The 13,865-nt window shown below is 70.7% G+C and carries 15 protein-coding genes and 2 pseudogenes; 2 read left to right on the forward strand and 15 right to left on the reverse strand.

What is annotated here, in order from left to right; genetic code table 11:
* Window positions 1–32: 32 nt before the first annotated feature.
* The 6 genes and pseudogenes from ACT2CW_RS18775 to ACT2CW_RS18800 form a co-directional block, all read right to left on the reverse strand.
* Window positions 33–542, reverse strand: a complete 510-nt coding sequence (locus ACT2CW_RS18775; RefSeq protein ID WP_445517448.1) for a GNAT family N-acetyltransferase — start codon at window positions 540–542, stop codon at window positions 33–35.
* A 51-nt stretch (window positions 543–593) separates the two neighbouring features.
* Window positions 594–854: pseudogene (locus ACT2CW_RS18780) on the reverse strand (ArsR/SmtB family transcription factor); the annotation flags it as partial.
* Between the two features lie 295 nt (window positions 855–1,149).
* Window positions 1,150–1,773: a methyltransferase family protein gene (locus tag ACT2CW_RS18785; protein WP_445517449.1), complete on the reverse strand. Its 624-nt coding sequence runs from the start codon at window positions 1,771–1,773 to the stop codon at window positions 1,150–1,152.
* Window positions 1,770–2,504 (reverse strand): cation transporter, encoded by a 735-nt coding sequence (locus tag ACT2CW_RS18790; RefSeq protein ID WP_445517450.1) that lies wholly within the window; start codon window positions 2,502–2,504, stop codon window positions 1,770–1,772. The genes ACT2CW_RS18785 and ACT2CW_RS18790 overlap by 4 nt, the downstream gene beginning before the upstream one ends.
* Entirely contained in the window at window positions 2,504–2,839 is a 336-nt protein-coding gene (locus tag ACT2CW_RS18795) for an ArsR/SmtB family transcription factor (protein ID WP_445517451.1), read from the reverse strand. Before ACT2CW_RS18795 ends, ACT2CW_RS18790 begins: the two co-directional genes overlap by 1 nt.
* Before the next feature lie 204 nt (window positions 2,840–3,043).
* On the reverse strand, window positions 3,044–4,234 hold the full coding sequence (locus ACT2CW_RS18800; RefSeq protein ID WP_445517452.1) for a permease: 1,191 nt from the start codon (window positions 4,232–4,234) through the stop codon (window positions 3,044–3,046).
* A gap of 523 nt (window positions 4,235–4,757) precedes the next feature.
* On the opposite strand from ACT2CW_RS18800, the gene ACT2CW_RS18805 reads away from it, so the two are divergent.
* A complete protein-coding gene (locus tag ACT2CW_RS18805) occupies window positions 4,758–5,339 on the forward strand; it encodes a DUF305 domain-containing protein (protein ID WP_445517453.1) in 582 nt (193 codons plus the stop codon).
* Here the strand turns inward: ACT2CW_RS18805 and ACT2CW_RS18810 are convergent.
* Window positions 5,323–5,712 carry a hypothetical protein gene (locus tag ACT2CW_RS18810; RefSeq protein ID WP_445517454.1) on the reverse strand — a complete coding sequence of 130 codons (390 nt, stop codon included), beginning with the start codon at window positions 5,710–5,712 and terminating at the stop codon, window positions 5,323–5,325. The two genes, ACT2CW_RS18805 and ACT2CW_RS18810, sit on opposite strands and share 17 nt — an antisense overlap.
* Before the next feature lie 103 nt (window positions 5,713–5,815).
* On the opposite strand from ACT2CW_RS18810, the pseudogene ACT2CW_RS18815 reads away from it, so the two are divergent.
* A pseudogene (locus ACT2CW_RS18815) lies at window positions 5,816–6,298 on the forward strand (erythromycin esterase family protein); the annotation flags it as partial.
* Between the two features lie 13 nt (window positions 6,299–6,311).
* Here ACT2CW_RS18815 and larC read toward each other — a convergent pair.
* The 8 genes from larC to ACT2CW_RS18855 all read right to left on the reverse strand — a co-directional run bounded on the left by larC (window position 6,312) and on the right by ACT2CW_RS18855 (window position 13,864).
* A complete protein-coding gene (larC, locus tag ACT2CW_RS18820) occupies window positions 6,312–7,523 on the reverse strand; it encodes a nickel pincer cofactor biosynthesis protein LarC (protein WP_445517455.1) in 1,212 nt (403 codons plus the stop codon).
* Complete coding sequence (larB, locus tag ACT2CW_RS18825) at window positions 7,516–8,199, reverse strand: nickel pincer cofactor biosynthesis protein LarB (protein ID WP_445517456.1); 684 nt, start codon at window positions 8,197–8,199, stop codon at window positions 7,516–7,518. The genes larC and larB overlap by 8 nt, the downstream gene beginning before the upstream one ends.
* Window positions 8,196–9,020: an ATP-dependent sacrificial sulfur transferase LarE gene (gene larE, locus ACT2CW_RS18830; RefSeq protein WP_445517457.1), complete on the reverse strand. Its 825-nt coding sequence runs from the start codon at window positions 9,018–9,020 to the stop codon at window positions 8,196–8,198. The genes larB and larE overlap by 4 nt, the downstream gene beginning before the upstream one ends.
* A gap of 2 nt (window positions 9,021–9,022) precedes the next feature.
* The gene (locus tag ACT2CW_RS18835; RefSeq protein WP_445517458.1) at window positions 9,023–9,217 is read right to left on the reverse strand and encodes a hypothetical protein; all 195 of its coding nucleotides are present in this window, start codon (window positions 9,215–9,217) and stop codon (window positions 9,023–9,025) included.
* An 83-nt stretch (window positions 9,218–9,300) separates the two neighbouring features.
* Window positions 9,301–10,755 (reverse strand): lactate racemase domain-containing protein, encoded by a 1,455-nt coding sequence (locus ACT2CW_RS18840; RefSeq protein ID WP_445517459.1) that lies wholly within the window; start codon window positions 10,753–10,755, stop codon window positions 9,301–9,303.
* Between the two features lie 114 nt (window positions 10,756–10,869).
* Entirely contained in the window at window positions 10,870–12,183 is a 1,314-nt protein-coding gene (locus tag ACT2CW_RS18845; protein ID WP_445517460.1) for a 2Fe-2S iron-sulfur cluster-binding protein, read from the reverse strand.
* Entirely contained in the window at window positions 12,180–13,076 is an 897-nt protein-coding gene (locus ACT2CW_RS18850; RefSeq protein ID WP_445517461.1) for an FAD binding domain-containing protein, read from the reverse strand. The genes ACT2CW_RS18845 and ACT2CW_RS18850 overlap by 4 nt, the downstream gene beginning before the upstream one ends.
* A gap of 8 nt (window positions 13,077–13,084) precedes the next feature.
* Window positions 13,085–13,864: an enoyl-CoA hydratase/isomerase family protein gene (locus ACT2CW_RS18855; protein WP_445517462.1), complete on the reverse strand. Its 780-nt coding sequence runs from the start codon at window positions 13,862–13,864 to the stop codon at window positions 13,085–13,087.
* Window position 13,865: the final 1 nt, after the last annotated feature.

The raw sequence follows: 13,865 nt of genomic DNA on the forward strand, positions 1-13,865 counted from the left end.
CATCCCCTTGCCACCGAATGCGCGGATCGGCATCAGAGAATGGCCGGGCTGCGCCGCTCGATGAGCAGCACGTCACGCCACGTGCCATGGTGGCGGCCGATGCGCTCACGGGTGCCGATGACTCGGAACCCGACTCGCCGGTGCACGGCGAGGCTGGCGGTGTTCTCGGGGAAGATGCCGGACTGGATGGTCCAGATCCCTGCCGCCTCGGTGGAGGCAATGAGTGCCTTGAGCAGCGCGGAAGCGACGCCCCGGCCACGGGCTGCCGGGTGAACGTAGACAGAGTGTTCGACCACGCCGGCGTATGCGCACCGGTCGGAGACCTTGGTGGCCGCGACCCAGCCGAGCACCGCCCCGTGTTCATCGAGGGCGGCGAAGCGGTGGTCGGGCAGTTTGGCCGCGTCGAAGGTGTCCCAGGCGGGCGCGGTGGTCTCGAAGGTGGCGTTGCCTTCGTCGATGCCCGCCTGGTAGATCGCCAGCACCTGCTCGGCGTGCTCCATCGCCAGCGGCACGATCAGCACGCTCGATGCTCTGCCCGTCATCGCTCCCCCTTGTGAAACGGGTTTCCGTCAGGCAGCGGCCGGCAGCGCGATCAGCTTCCTCAGGTGATGGGAGACCGTGGGCTGGGAGACGCCGACGTCTGAGATGTCGCACACGCACGCCTCCCCACCCGCATGCGAGGCGACCGCGGAGAACAACCGCACCCGGACCGGGTCACCGAGCGCCTTGAACATCCGCGCGGCCGTCTCGGCCTCCTCGGCGGTGAAAGGGCGCTCGGTCAGCGGCGGACAGCACGGCGCCACCGCCCGGCCGCCTTCCGTACCGAGCTGCGGCATCGCCTGCGCGTTCGACATGCGCCTATGTTGACATACATCAAACCAAGCGAGTCCACGGCCGATGGCCACGGGGCCAGGGCCGGGCCAGACAGGCGGCCAGGTGCCGGGCCATGCGGTCCGCGTCGCGACCGACCCCGTCCAGCCCCACGAACGCCAGGCCCGGATGTACGTGGGCAATTCTGTTGCGATGGCGGGGGTGCCCCTGTGGGTCCAAAACCCTCAAGGGGCGAGGTAGCCGAGGTCCGGTCGGTAGCCTGTGGCCAGCACAATGGTGTCGACCTCCTCTGACGGGCTACCGGCCACCGGAGCAGGGTCAGGCCCTGTCGGCGGCTCCGAGGCCGATGCCGGGCAGGAAACGCCCGGCGCGTGAGGTGTAGGCGGCGTAGGCGGCGCCGTGCGAGACCCTGAGGTAGGGCTCCTCCACTACACGGACCTGTAGTTGCACCGCGAGAACCAGTGCCGCGAGTGCCGTCACGGCGATCAGGTTGGGCACCATCAGGGCCAGTCCGGTCGCCGTGATGGTCATCGCGGTGAAGACCGGGTTGCGCACGTGGGCGAACAGTCCGTCGGTTACCAGCTCCGTACGCTCGGCCGCGTCCACGCCTACCCACCAGGAGGCGCCCATGTTCGTCTGGGCGACCCATGTGACCGCGATACCGGCCAGGGTGAGGACCAGCCCGGCCCACCGGACAAGTGCTGCGTGGATGCCGGGGAGCTCCGGTAGGCCAGACAGCGTGCCGAGCGGGGCCGCAGCCCCGCCGAGCAGGGCCAGGACGAACAGCACTCCCGCCCACCACGCGGCCGTCCCCGGGCGTCCGGAGATTCCCCGGAACCCGGCGTCACCGGTACGACGACGCTGGAGAACCGCCCGGATGCCGAACGCGGCCCCGGCCCACCCGGTGTATAGGGCAAGTGCCGCCACGACCCAGCCGGTCACCGGTCCGTCTCCTGCACCGGGCCGCAGCAGGCGCATCCCGGCCGGCATCCGCAGCCACCCTCAGTCTGGAGCAGGGGAACGCCTGCGGTGGCGGGTGGAGCGGCGCAGCACCCGTCCCCGCGCCAGGCGTCCCGGCCTTCCTTGACCGCGACCGCCGCGATGACGAGGGCCGCGATGGGGTCGGCCCAGGACCAGCCGAGGGTGGCGTTGGCGACGAGGCCGAGCAGGAGTACGGCGGAGAGGTAGGTGCACAGCAGGGTCTGCTTGGAGTCGGCGACCGCGGAGGCGGAACCGAGTTCGTGTCCGGCGCGGCGCTGGGCGGCTGACAGGAAGGGCATGATCGCCAGCGACAGGGCGGCGAGGACGATGCCGGGAATCGAACGGTCGGCCTCCGCGGTCCCGGCCAGCGAGCGGGCCGCGTCGAGGCTCACATACACGGCGAGGGCGAAGAAGGAGACGGCGATGATCCGCAGCGTGGTCTTCTCGCGCGCCTCGCGCACCGCGTGGTCGTGGGCGGAGAACTGCCAGGCGACCGCGGCGGCGGAGGAGACCTCGATGACCGAGTCCAGGCCGAAACCGACCAGCGCGGTGGAGGAGGCGACCGTCCCGGCGCTGATCGCGACGATGGCCTCGATGACGTTGTAGGTGATCGTCGCGGTGACCAGCAGTCGAATGCGACGGGTGAGCGCGTCGCGGCGAGCCGGAGATGGCCCGAGGGATATCGCGGTCATCAGCAGCGGCCCTCCGTCTCCGCGTCCGGGCAACTCCGATCGGCCGCGACCGCCACCACGGCCGCCCGCAGGTCGTCCAGCGCATGCCCGAGCCGTTCGTCGGCCAACTCGTACCGGATACGGCGTCCGACCGGCACGGTGACGACCAACCCGCAGTCACGCAGACAGGCCAGATGATTGGACAGCCGCGTACGGGAGATGCCGAGCTTCTCGGCGAGGTCGGATGGGTGGGCCGGGCCCTCGCGCAGCGCGAGCAGCAGCCGGCAACGGATCGGATCGGCGAGCGCGCGGCCGAAGCGGACCAGCACCTCGATGTCGGGGGCAACGGTCAGCATGCCCCTCAAGATACACAGAAGCCTGAATTCAGGGAGTCATGAACCAAAGCCCCGAATCTGTGCAGCAGGGGGCCGCCCTCGGATCCCTGCGGTCGCACGGGATCACCGGAACCTCCTGCCGGAACAGCTCCCACCACGCGTCCGGCCGAGTGCTCCGCGGATCCCGCCCACGCGGTTCTGTGAAAGGAAGGTGTGCCTGGAACGTCAACGCCGGTGCGGGCCGGTGTCATGGCCACCATGCTTACCCTCGCCGTCATGGTCATCCTCCGGTGCACCGCCCATCATGCGGAGCATGGCAATCCCGCCGGTGCGCAAGAACCGTACGGCCAGGGTTGCGGCCAGGAGCAGGAAAGCGATGTTGAGCCAGGTCGTGTAGTTCCAGGAGACGCCTTCCATGGGGACCTTGGCGTCGGCCTGGTCGGGGATCAGGCCCAGCCCGCCGAAGGCGAACTCCACGATGTACCCGGCGATGACCGTGGCGGCGTAGAAGGTGACCAGCAAGAAGACGGTTATCCGCGGGCCGTAGTACTTCCGGTAGATGTTCAAGATCGGCAGGATCAGCAAGTCGGCGAAGATGAACGCGACCACCCCTCCGAAACTGATGCCTCCCTTCCACAGGACCACCGCCAGCGGCACGTTGCCGATGGAGCACACAAACGACGCGATGGCCACGAGCGGCCCGATCAGCGGGCCCCACAGCTTCACGGCGAGCGGGTGCCCCTCGAAGAAGAAGGCGCGCCAGAAGGAGTCGGGCACCCAGGCGGCGATGGCTCCGGCGATGAGCAGGCCGAGCACCAGATCCCGCAGGATCGCGGCCCACTCCATGACGAAGACGTGCGCGACCGAGGTGTAGCCGTCGCGTGAGAACAGCCGCCGCGCGAAGGATCCCTGGCGCCGCACCGACATGTCCATCGCCGCGTGGCCTTCCATGGCCCCGGCCGTCCCGCGCCCGGCCTGTTGCCGCGCTTCGCGCAGCAGTCGCTCGCGGAGGAAGATCCGGAAGAGCACTGCCAGCACGGTGATCATGATCAGGCCGCCGGCGAATTCGGCAACGGTGAACTGCCAGCCCATCAGCAGGGCCAGAATCACGCCGAGCTCCACCACCAGGTTGGTCGAGGCGATCTCGAACGCCATTGCCGCGGTGAAGTTCGCGCCCTTGCGGAAGAGAGACCGGGCGAGCGCGACGGCGGCGTACGAGCAGGAGGAGGATGCCGCCCCCAGTCCGGCGGCGAGTGCCAGCGTACGGGGCCGGTCATCGCCGAGCAGCCGCCCGATCGTGGACTTGCGCACCACCGCCTGTACTACGGCCGACAGTGCGAAGCCGAGTATCAGCGCCCAGGTGATTTCCCAGGTCATCGACCCGGCGATCGACAGCGCGTGCAGGATCGCGTGCATCGGCCTTCACCTTCCCCACGGGGTCATCGCTCCGACCTGCCGACCTGACGACTATCCATCGAGGGGGAGAGCATTCCGGGGACATCCGCGCCGGCTGCCCTGTGTTACGGCTTCACAAGGGCAGCTGGTAGCCCGCGGCTTAGGTGACTGTCATCGGCCCGGCCCGCGACAGCGCTGGCGGAACGGCGAGCGCAACGAGCGGCATTCCCCTGCTGGGGCGGGGCGAGTACGGACGTCGAGCAACGGACGTCCAGCCTGGCCCCGGGGGTGACTGGTCCACCCGGGTGCCCGTCAGCCGACCCGCGAGTCTCGTCACCCCAGGCAGAACGAGACGCGCGACCATGGGCTACACCCGCACCATCTGTCTGAACTCAGGGCCCGCCTCCGCCAAGCCACTCCCGCTTCTCCGCGGCCCCGGCCTCACCGATTGCCACGTGCGCCATGACCCCGCGTCAGGAGACTCCCGACCGTGATTCGCCTCCTCCCGTGCCGAACCGCCCTGGCCACCACAGCTACGGCAGCCATGCTGGTGCTGGGCGCCTGCGGCGACAATGACACCGCTGATGTGGCTCACAGCGTCACATCCGCATCCGCCCCGACAGCGGCGGCCACAGGCAAACACAACCAGGCAGATGTCACCTTCGCCCAGCAGATGATCACGCACCACCTCCAGGCCATCGCGATGGCCGACATGGCCGAGCGGCGCGCCTCCTCCCAGGACGTGAAAGCCCTCGCCGCGAAGATCAAGAAAGAGCAGCGCCCGGAGATCAAGACCATGTCCCGCTGGTTGAAGTCCTGGGGAGAAAGGGTTCCTCGGGGGGTGGATACGCACCGCATGGGCCAAGGGAGCCCCTCCGCGATGCCCAGCATGCCCGGCATGATGAGCAACCAGCAGATGCGCGAGATGATGCGCGCCTCAGGAAAGACGTTCGACACCATGTTTCTGACCATGATGATCAAGCACCACCAGGGCGCGATCCACATGGCCAAGACGGAGCAGAAGCGGGGGGTTTACGGCCCCGCCAAGGCCCTCGCCGGTGACATCGTCACCACACAGACCGCCGAGATCACCAAGATGCGGAGGATGCTCAAGGACCGCAGGTAGGACAGCGCTCACCGTCGCTGCCACCCTTATCGCGTTCGGCGCCCCCCTGGTCGCCTGGAAAGGGCCGCCACCTAGCACCTAGCTGCGCCGGGGCAACAACTGCCGGGAACGCCGCTCTCTGACGTCCCCCCGCTGCCCGCGCCGTTCCGTGGCTTCCCAGGGGCAGTTGGTAGCCCGCAACCCAGTAGCGCAGTTGGCCAATGAAGTACGTCCAGGCTCCGGTGACTTGCAGGATACCGACGACGATCAGCATGACGCCGCCGATGCGCATGATGGTGCGGGCGTGGCGGCGGGCGAAGCCGAAGACCCGCAGGGCGCGGCGGAAGGCGAGGGCGGCCACGGGCACCGGCCCGGCGGCGTTGATGGGCGCCATCCGGTTGTAGTACGTGGGATAGGGCTCAAGTCCGGTGAGGGCGCTGGAGACGAAGGCTTCCTCCTACGGCACGACCGGGCGCACGGACCTGATGGGTGCGGATCTGGCCGACACCTCACCGGCCCGCATGACCCGGCTGGTGGGCGTGCGGGATCAGATGATGGCCGACAACCTCCTCGCCATCGCCGCTCGGGGCCCGGCACTCGTCCACGCCCACAACTCCCATCTCCAGCGGGAGGAGAGCACGATGCAGATGTGGCAGGGGGCGGTGAAGTGGTGGAGCGCCGGCGCTCTGGTGAGTGCCCGGCTCGGCGAGGGGTACGCCTTCGTGGCCACGGCCCTCGGCACGGTCCGCCACCAGGGAGTGGACACTCCGCCACCGGACACCGTCGAAGGGCTCCTGTACGCGCTCCCGGAGGACCGCTGCGTCATCGACGCCCCGCGGCTGGCCACCGCCCTCGGTGACACACGGCCCGCACCCCGGGTGTCCCCCTGGTTCGGCTACTCCCCGCTCGACCCGGCCCACTTGGCCGGAAGCGACGGGATCGTGTTCATCAAGGACGTCCCGCTGATCCAGCGCCACTGACTCCGGACCGGCTTCACCCGCCGCGGCGCCGGAACTCGGTCATCAGCTGATCCACCACCACCCGCAGTGGCAGATCCAGGGCCCGGGCGGCGGATTCCACGTCGGAGTGCTCCGGTTTGACCGTACGGCTCCCGTCTCCGATCTCGGACACCTTGACGCCGATGTGCTGCCGGCGCCCCTCGGGCCCGATGGTCACGGTCACCGACCGGCGGGGCAGGGTGGCCCGTTGCCAGGACGACCAGCGCACGCCCACCGTGGTGGTGTGGCGGAACACCGTGTCGACGATCGCCTCCCGCACGCCTTCGTCGCACAGGGCGGTGAGGACCTGTCCGGGCCGGCCGTGCCGGGCGGTGATGGGGCTCGTCCAGCAGTCCCAGGCGCCCGCGGCCCGGACGGCGGTGAGCACCGACGGCCACAGCTGCGGGTCCAGGTCGTCGATCGTGGCTTCGACCACGAGCACCTCGCCGGACGGCCTGCGCACGGTCTCCTGGACGGTGCCCACGACGACGCGGGTGATGTTGGGGCGGTCGGCGGGGTCCCGGGAGCCGCCGCCGATGCCGACGCCGCGCACCGTCATGGCGGGGAACGCCCCGGGCCGGGCGAGCGCGGCGACCAGGGCCGCCCCGGTGGGGGTCGTGCGCTCCCCCTCCAGATCTCCCTGGGTCAGCGGCAGGCCCGCTCGCGCGGCGATGCCCAGCACCGCCGGGGTGGGCACCGGCAGCCGGCCGTGTTCGGCGCGCACGGTGCCACTTCCGGCCGCCAGTGGCGAGGTCGTCACCACGGGGTTTCCGGTGAGCAGCCCGAGGTCGTCCAGCGCCGCCGCGCAGCCCACGACGTCGGCCAGCGCGTCCAGCGCCCCCACCTCGTGGAAATGCACCGCCGTGGGGTCGATTCCGTGCACGCCGCCTTCGGCGTGGGCGAGAACCTCGAACACCCGCCTGGCATAGCTCCTGGCGTCCGCGTCCAGCTCCGCCGACTCGACCAGCGCCAGGACGTCGTCCAGGTGGCGGTGCGCCGGAGGTCCCGCAGGGACGCCGACCTGGGCGCGCAGACAGCGGAATCCGCCGCGCCGGCCGGGTTCGACGCGTACGGCGACGCCGAGGCCGAGTGACGCCACCGCGGCGGCGACCCGCTCCTGGTCCGCGCCCGCGTCGAGGAGAGCGGCCATCAGCATGTCGCCTGCCAGTCCGGACGTGGCGTCGATCCAGCAGGCTCGCTCAGCCACGGCACGCCACTTCGAGGATCTTCGCGACATGCACGGCGGCGCCGAAGCCATTGTCGATGTTGACCACGGCCAGCCCGGGGCTACAGGACGACAGCATGGTCATGGCGGCGGCGACGCCCCCGGTGGCCACTCCGTATCCGACGCTGGTGGGCACGCCGACGACCGGGGCCGCGACCAGGCCGGCGACCACGCTGGGCAGGGCTCCGTCCATTCCGGCCACGACGACGAGACAGTCCGCCGCGCGCACCTCGTCCAGCTTCGCCAGCAGCCTGTGCAGTCCGGCCACTCCGACGTCCGCCATCACCTCGGCGCCCACTCCCAGGGCCGTCAGCGTGGCCAGGCATTCACGGGCCACCGGCAGGTCGGTCGTGCCCGCGGTCAGGACCAGGGCGTGCCCCGCCGGTGGTGGCGGCTCTCCCACGGTGACCGTCGCGGCCGTCCGGTCGACGCTCACCACCTCGCCCGGAAACGCCTCGGCCGCGGCGTCGAGAACCGCTTCCGGGCAGCGGGTCGCCAGGGCCGGGCCGGTGCGGTCGTGCGCCCGCAGCTCGGCCAGGAGCCGCAGCGTCTGCTCAGGCGGCTTGCCCGCGCCGAAGACCACCTCGGGGACGCCCGTGCGCGTCCTGCGGTCCACATCCAGCCGGGCGTAGCCGCCGACTCCGACCGCCCCGCTCACCGGCCCCGCTCCACCGGGGTGATCGGCAGGTTCAACGAGCCGGAGCGGAAGGGCTGTTCATCGATGTCCACCTGGTCGTAGCCGGCGGCCCGCACGGCCGCCACCACCGCGGCGCGCTCCCCGGGATCGCCCACCCGGACGAGTTCCTCGGCGGCCAGCTGGACCCTGCCGAGCGGGCCGTGGTGCCGCACCCGCAGAACCTTGTAGCCGAGCCGCTTCAGCGCCAGCTCCGCCCGGTCGACCTGCGCGAGTACCGGAGCGCTGACGGCCGTGCCGTACGGAAGGCGGGAGGCCAGACACGGGGAGGCGGGCTTCTCGGCGGAGGGCACGGCCAGGGCGCGGGCCAGCGCCCGTACGGCTTCCTTGCCCAGACCGGCCTCCAGCAGGGGGTGGCGTACGCCGTGTTCGGCCGCGGCGCGCAGTCCCGGGCGCCAGTCGCCGATGTCGTCGGCGTTCGCGCCGGACAGCACCGCCGCGTAGCCGCGCCGCGCGGCGAGTTCGTCCAGCCGGTCGTAGAGCTCGGACTTGCAGTGGTAGCAACGGAAACGGTCGTTGCGGCGGTAGCCCTCCCGGGCCAGCTCGGCGGTGTCGACGACTTCATGGGCGATGCCGACCGAGGCGGCCACGGCGCGCGCGCCCTCGAGCTCACCGGTGGCGAGCGCGGACGACACGGCCGTCACGGCCAGCGTCCGTGACCCGAGCGCCCGCGCCGCCACCGCCGCCACCAGTGACGAGTCGACGCCGCCCGAGAAGGCCACGATGGCACTGCCGACGGCGCCGATGCGCGCGGTCAGGGCCTCCAGCGGAGTGGTGGTGTGCACGGTCAGCCCTCCTTGGGTTTCTTCGCCTTCGCGGCGTCGATCAACTCGTCCGGTGGCCACCCGTCGTCGAGCGCCTGACACACCCGCAGAAATGCCCCCGGATCACGGCCATGGCGGCGGGCGGCCAGGGTGATGGGCTCCCGTGGGGCTCCACCGCAGTAGACACAGCCCACGCCTATCGCGGACAGCAACCGCATCGCGGAGCCGTCGGGATGCCTCCTGATCAGTTCCGTGATCGTGGTCGAGCCCCGGACGGGTGGCCGGGGTGGCCCGTCCGGATTCACCTCGGCGCCTCGTGCGGGAAAGCCTCTTGCCGGAGAGCCTCTTGCGGGAAACGCAGCGGCTGGGCGTCCAGCCGGACCAGCTCCCGGGGCAACTGGTACCGGGCGAAGGGCAGGATCGCCACCTTGGCGTCGGGGCCGTGGCGCTCCATCGCCGCGGCGAACGCCGCGTCCAGCGAGGTGGTGGCGTCGATGCCGATGTCCTCCGCCATGGCGAGGTTCTCTTCGAGGGTGACCAGGGTCAGGTGTTTGCGCACCATCACCTCGTAGATCGGGGCCCAGATGCAGCCCGCCCACATCTGGATCTCACGGGCGTGGATGTCCCCCAGCAGCCGGTGGTAACCGGCCTCGGAGGGTGGCATGTAGGGCTTCATCAGGTCCATCAGGGCCAGGCCGGGGAAGAAGCCCGTCTCGGTGCGCACACCGGGCGAGGGACTGGTGTAGATGACGGTGCCGCCGTCGCGCACCACGTGGTCGGCGGACATACAGCCCCAGCCGGTGTGGAAGAACAGATGGTCGGTGGGTGCGAACACCCCGCAGATGACGATGTCGGCCGGACCGCTCTCGGCCACCGGGCTGTCGAAGGCGTAGATCTCGTTGAACCGCTCGATGGTCCTGCGGTGCGACACCGGATGTGCCCCGAAGTTCATCTCGATCACCTTGCCGCGGGTGTCGAGCAGGACGTCCAGGGTCGCGGTGAGACCGGCCATCGTGGCGATCTCGTCGATGTCCGAGCGCATCGGCCCGGCCAGGGCCCCGTAATGCGTCTGGGGCGACATCACGAAGTTGCCGTGGTTGGCCTCGATGGTGATGTCGGCGCACACCCCCGGCATGACCAGCTTGCCGCCTCCGCCGTAACCCCAGTGATTGGCCTGTGCCTGTCCGATCGCGATCACCACGTCGTGGCTGGTCACGGACTCATGCACCCAGGCGGGCGTACCCCGCGAGGTGATGCCGAGGTGGGTGTAGGCGTCGTAGTTGAGGGGGTCGTTCTGGAGCAGCGGGATACCCAGCCGGGCCATGCGCGCGAGGTTGTCCCGGCCCACCTTCTGCTCGATGTCGCGCCGCGACATGGATATGACCTTGCCGTTGCCGGTGATAACGGTCGCCCTGGTCGTACCGGCCCGCTCGATCTCGTCGAGCACCGCCGGAAGGATCTTCGAGGCGGGGGTGGGCCGGAACTGGTTGTCGATGATGACCGTGATGCTCCGGCCGCCTTCGAGCAACTGCGCCAGACTCGGCCCCGCCACCGGATTGGCCAGTGCGCGCCGCGCCTCGTCGGTGGTGTTCTTCACCGCGGGGGGTTCGTCGGGATAGATCGCGGCGAGCAGGTTCCGCTCGGGGATGGCGAGTTCGAGCTCCTCGCGGCGGACGTTGCTCTCGTCGTCCATGACGCCGATGGTCAGCGGGTCCAGCGACTCGTAGGGAATGCGTGCGTGGAAAGTTCCGGTCATCGTGGACCTCTTCGCGAACGGCGCGTCGCCATACTCAACGGACCGTATGTTTAGGATGGTCGATCAATATATTGGAAGCTAGGCGAGATATCAGACGCTGTCAACGCTCGTGCGTCACGGCCGACGATCGGCCGATCCACGCTCGGGGTCGGACGATCCGTGCTCGGGGTCGGACGATCCGCGCTCGGGGCGGGCGCGCTTTCCGGCACCGCGCAGCAGCCGCCTGACCCGGTCGAGCAGGGGCGCGAACACCAGGCTCAGGGCGCTGGGGGCCTTCACCGGCCCGGACGGCGCCTGCCCGGATGTCGCCGCCTCGGTGACGGCGTCGGCGAACTGCTCGAACATCCGGCGGCTGACGTCTCCGGCGAGAGCGCGGCCGAACTGGGCGATGCGGCCGGTGAGATAGACCTTGGCGTCGGCGTGCATCGCGGTGCCGGTCTCCGTGGCCTCGGTGGTCAGGGTGATGTCCGCCTGTGTCTGCGCTCCCCCGGTGTCCTGACCCTGTGCGATCGCCCGCAGCCGGCCGGCCGCGCGGTCGTGTTCGAGGATCTGCGCCACCCCGTTGAAGGCCAGTTTGATCGGGCCCACGGAGACCCGGGCCCTGCCCGCGTAGTGTCCGTCGCCGTGGTCGTCGGTGAGCTCCGCACCCGGCAGGCAGCGCGCCAGCAGGTAGATGTCGTCGAGAACGCCCCAGACCCGGTCCTCGGACAGGTCGATCTCGGTGGTGATCCGCACCGCGATGGTGGGATCACCGCTGGGCAGCACGATGTCCTGGACGCCCGACGACGCCGTGTCCGCGGCCTCGTCCGGACCGCCGGACGCGTCCGCGCCCTGCCCGGCCCGGCCGACCAGCGCCGTACGCACGCGGTTGCCCGGCCCGGGGATGCCCTCGGGGTGTGCGCGCCGGGTCTCGTCCACCGCGGTGAGGATGTTCCGGTACCCGGTGCAGCGGCAGATGACGCCCGACAGCTCCTCCGGCAGCTCCTCCTCGGTGACGTCCGGCTTGTTGACCAGCAGGTCGTAGGAGCTCATCAGGAAGCCGGGCGTGCAGAAGCCGCACTGAAGGGCGTGGTGACGGCCGAACGACTCCTGGAGCGGGTGCAGGGAGTCGGGCCGCCCCAGACCCTCGACGGTGACGATGTCCGTCCCGTCCAGCTGCACGGCGAACAGCAGACAGGCGCGGGCGGCCGCGCCGTCGACGAGCACGGTGCACATACCGCAGACCCCGTGCTCGCAGCCCACATGCGTACCGGTGAGGCCGAGGTGGTCACGCAACGCGTCGGCCAGGGTGACCCGCGCCGGGAGGCTCAGCGCCGTGGGCGTCCCGTTGACGGTCATCCGGACCTCGACCGGGTCGTCCGCACCGGCCTTCACCGGGCGCGGCGTACGGGGTCCCGCCTCGCGGGACCCGGCTTCGCCGACGGTCATGTGGCCACCTCCTCGGCGCCGTCGCGGGCGCGCTCGTAAGCCTTGGACAGTTCCCGGCCGGTCAGGGCGAGCAGCAGCCGGCGCCGGTAGTCCCTGGACGCGTGGATGTCGCCGTCGGTGTCGACGGTCTCCTCGACGACGGCGGCGAGCCGCTCCCTGAGCCGGTCCGCGAGGCCGTCGTCGCCGCCGGTGAGCGCGGCGGCGAGCGGCTCGGACAGATCGCGGGTGACCGGCCGGTCGGACACGCCGAAGGCGGTCATCGTCGCCTCCGGGCGGCCCGCGCGCAGACGCACCCGCACGGCGACGCCCGCGAGCGCGAAGTCGCCGTGGCGACGGGCGATTTCGGCGAACCCGAACCCCTCCCCCTCGGCGGCCACGGGCAGCCGTACGGAGGTGAGGATCTCGTCGGGGGTCAGCGCTGTGGTCATCGCGCCGTGGAAGAACTCCCGGGCGGACACGCGCCGGGCGCCGTTGGGTCCGGTCAGCGTCAGCTCCGCGTCGAGGCAGCAGGCCACGGCGGGCAGCTCGGCGGCCGGGTCGGCGTGGGCGAGGCTGCCGCACACCGTCCCCCGGCTGCGCAGTTCGCGGTGGCCCACCCAGGGCAGCGCCAGGCGCAGCAGGGGAACGCTCGCGCCGAGCGGGTCCCGCTCCACCCGGCGCTGCGTCACGGTCGCGCCGATGTGCAGGGCGGGACCGGAGCGGGTCAGCGCGCCGAGTTCCTCGATGGAGTTGATGTCGATCAGCGTGTCGGGGCGGGCGAGCCGCATGGCGAGCACCGGTGTCAGCGACTGCCCGCCCGCGATGACCTTGCCGCCCCCGCGGGTCTCCGCCAGTTCGGCGATCGCGTCGGAGAGGCGCGAGGGCCGGACGTAGGCGAACGGTGCGGCTTTCATGGATCAGATCACCGGCCCTGGAACTTCGGGGCCCGCTTCTCGCCGAACGCGGCGACGCCCTCGGCGAAGTCGTGGCTCGACCGGAGCATCGCGTACGCCTTGCGCTCCAGCTCGATCCCCGAGTAGAGCGGTGCGTCGATCCCCTTGTCGAGCACCTCCTTGGCGGTGCGCAGGGCCAGCGGCGAGTAGCCCAGCATGGTCTTCACCACCCGTTCGACCTCCGCGTCCAGCGCCGCGCGATCGGGCAGCACGGCCGACACCAGACCCCAGTCCCCCGCCTGCCGCGCCGTGATGCGGGTCGCGGTCATGACGTGGTATTTGGCGCGGGAGAGACCGATGAGCCGGGCGAGGCGCTGGGTGCCGCCGGAGCCGGGGATCATGCCCAGGCGCATTTCCGGAAGGGCGAACTCGCTGCGCTCGGTGGCGATACGGATGTCGGTGGACAGCGCGAGCTCGAAGCCGACGCCGAAGCAGTAGCCGTCGACCGCGGTGATGACCGGCTTCGGGCTGCGGGACGGAGCCGTGATGTTCTGGCCCAGATCGGTGAAGTCGACGGGCTCCATCTCCATGAAGCCGGGGATGTCGCCGCCCGAGGTGAAGTGCTCGCCCTCGCCCCGGACGACCACGACCTGGATGCTCTCGTCCGCGTCGATCTCGGCGAAGCGGTCGGCCATCGCCTGGCGGGTCTCCATGGTGACGATGTTGTACGTGCCGTGATCGAGGGTCAGGTAGGCGACACGTCCGTCGTGGCCGTGGTCCAGCCCGATCCGGCCTCCGGTCAGTGCCATG

It is taken from the genome of Streptomyces sp. NEAU-174 (assembly GCF_052665095.1).

What these genes read in the sequence shown, in the direction of transcription:
- ACT2CW_RS18775 (WP_445517448.1), bottom strand. Translation starts at nt 542, where the DNA reads ATGACGGGCAGAGCATCGAGCGTGCTGATCGTGCCGCTGGCGATGGAG.
- ACT2CW_RS18800 (WP_445517452.1), bottom strand. Translation starts at nt 4,234, where the DNA reads ATGCACGCGATCCTGCACGCGCTGTCGATCGCCGGGTCGATGACCTGG.
- ACT2CW_RS18835 (WP_445517458.1), bottom strand. Translation starts at nt 9,217, where the DNA reads ATGCGGTTGCTGTCCGCGATAGGCGTGGGCTGTGTCTACTGCGGTGGA.
- ACT2CW_RS18795 (WP_445517451.1), bottom strand. Translation starts at nt 2,839, where the DNA reads ATGCTGACCGTTGCCCCCGACATCGAGGTGCTGGTCCGCTTCGGCCGC.
- ACT2CW_RS18840 (WP_445517459.1), bottom strand. Translation starts at nt 10,755, where the DNA reads ATGACCGGAACTTTCCACGCACGCATTCCCTACGAGTCGCTGGACCCG.
- ACT2CW_RS18845 (WP_445517460.1), bottom strand. Translation starts at nt 12,183, where the DNA reads ATGACCGTCGGCGAAGCCGGGTCCCGCGAGGCGGGACCCCGTACGCCG.
- ACT2CW_RS18850 (WP_445517461.1), bottom strand. Translation starts at nt 13,076, where the DNA reads ATGAAAGCCGCACCGTTCGCCTACGTCCGGCCCTCGCGCCTCTCCGAC.
- ACT2CW_RS18805 (WP_445517453.1), top strand. Translation starts at nt 4,758, where the DNA reads ATGCTGGTGCTGGGCGCCTGCGGCGACAATGACACCGCTGATGTGGCT.
- ACT2CW_RS18855 (WP_445517462.1), bottom strand. Translation starts at nt 13,864, where the DNA reads ATGGCACTGACCGGAGGCCGGATCGGGCTGGACCACGGCCACGACGGA.
- ACT2CW_RS18810 (WP_445517454.1), bottom strand. Translation starts at nt 5,712, where the DNA reads ATGGCGCCCATCAACGCCGCCGGGCCGGTGCCCGTGGCCGCCCTCGCC.
- ACT2CW_RS18790 (WP_445517450.1), bottom strand. Translation starts at nt 2,504, where the DNA reads ATGACCGCGATATCCCTCGGGCCATCTCCGGCTCGCCGCGACGCGCTC.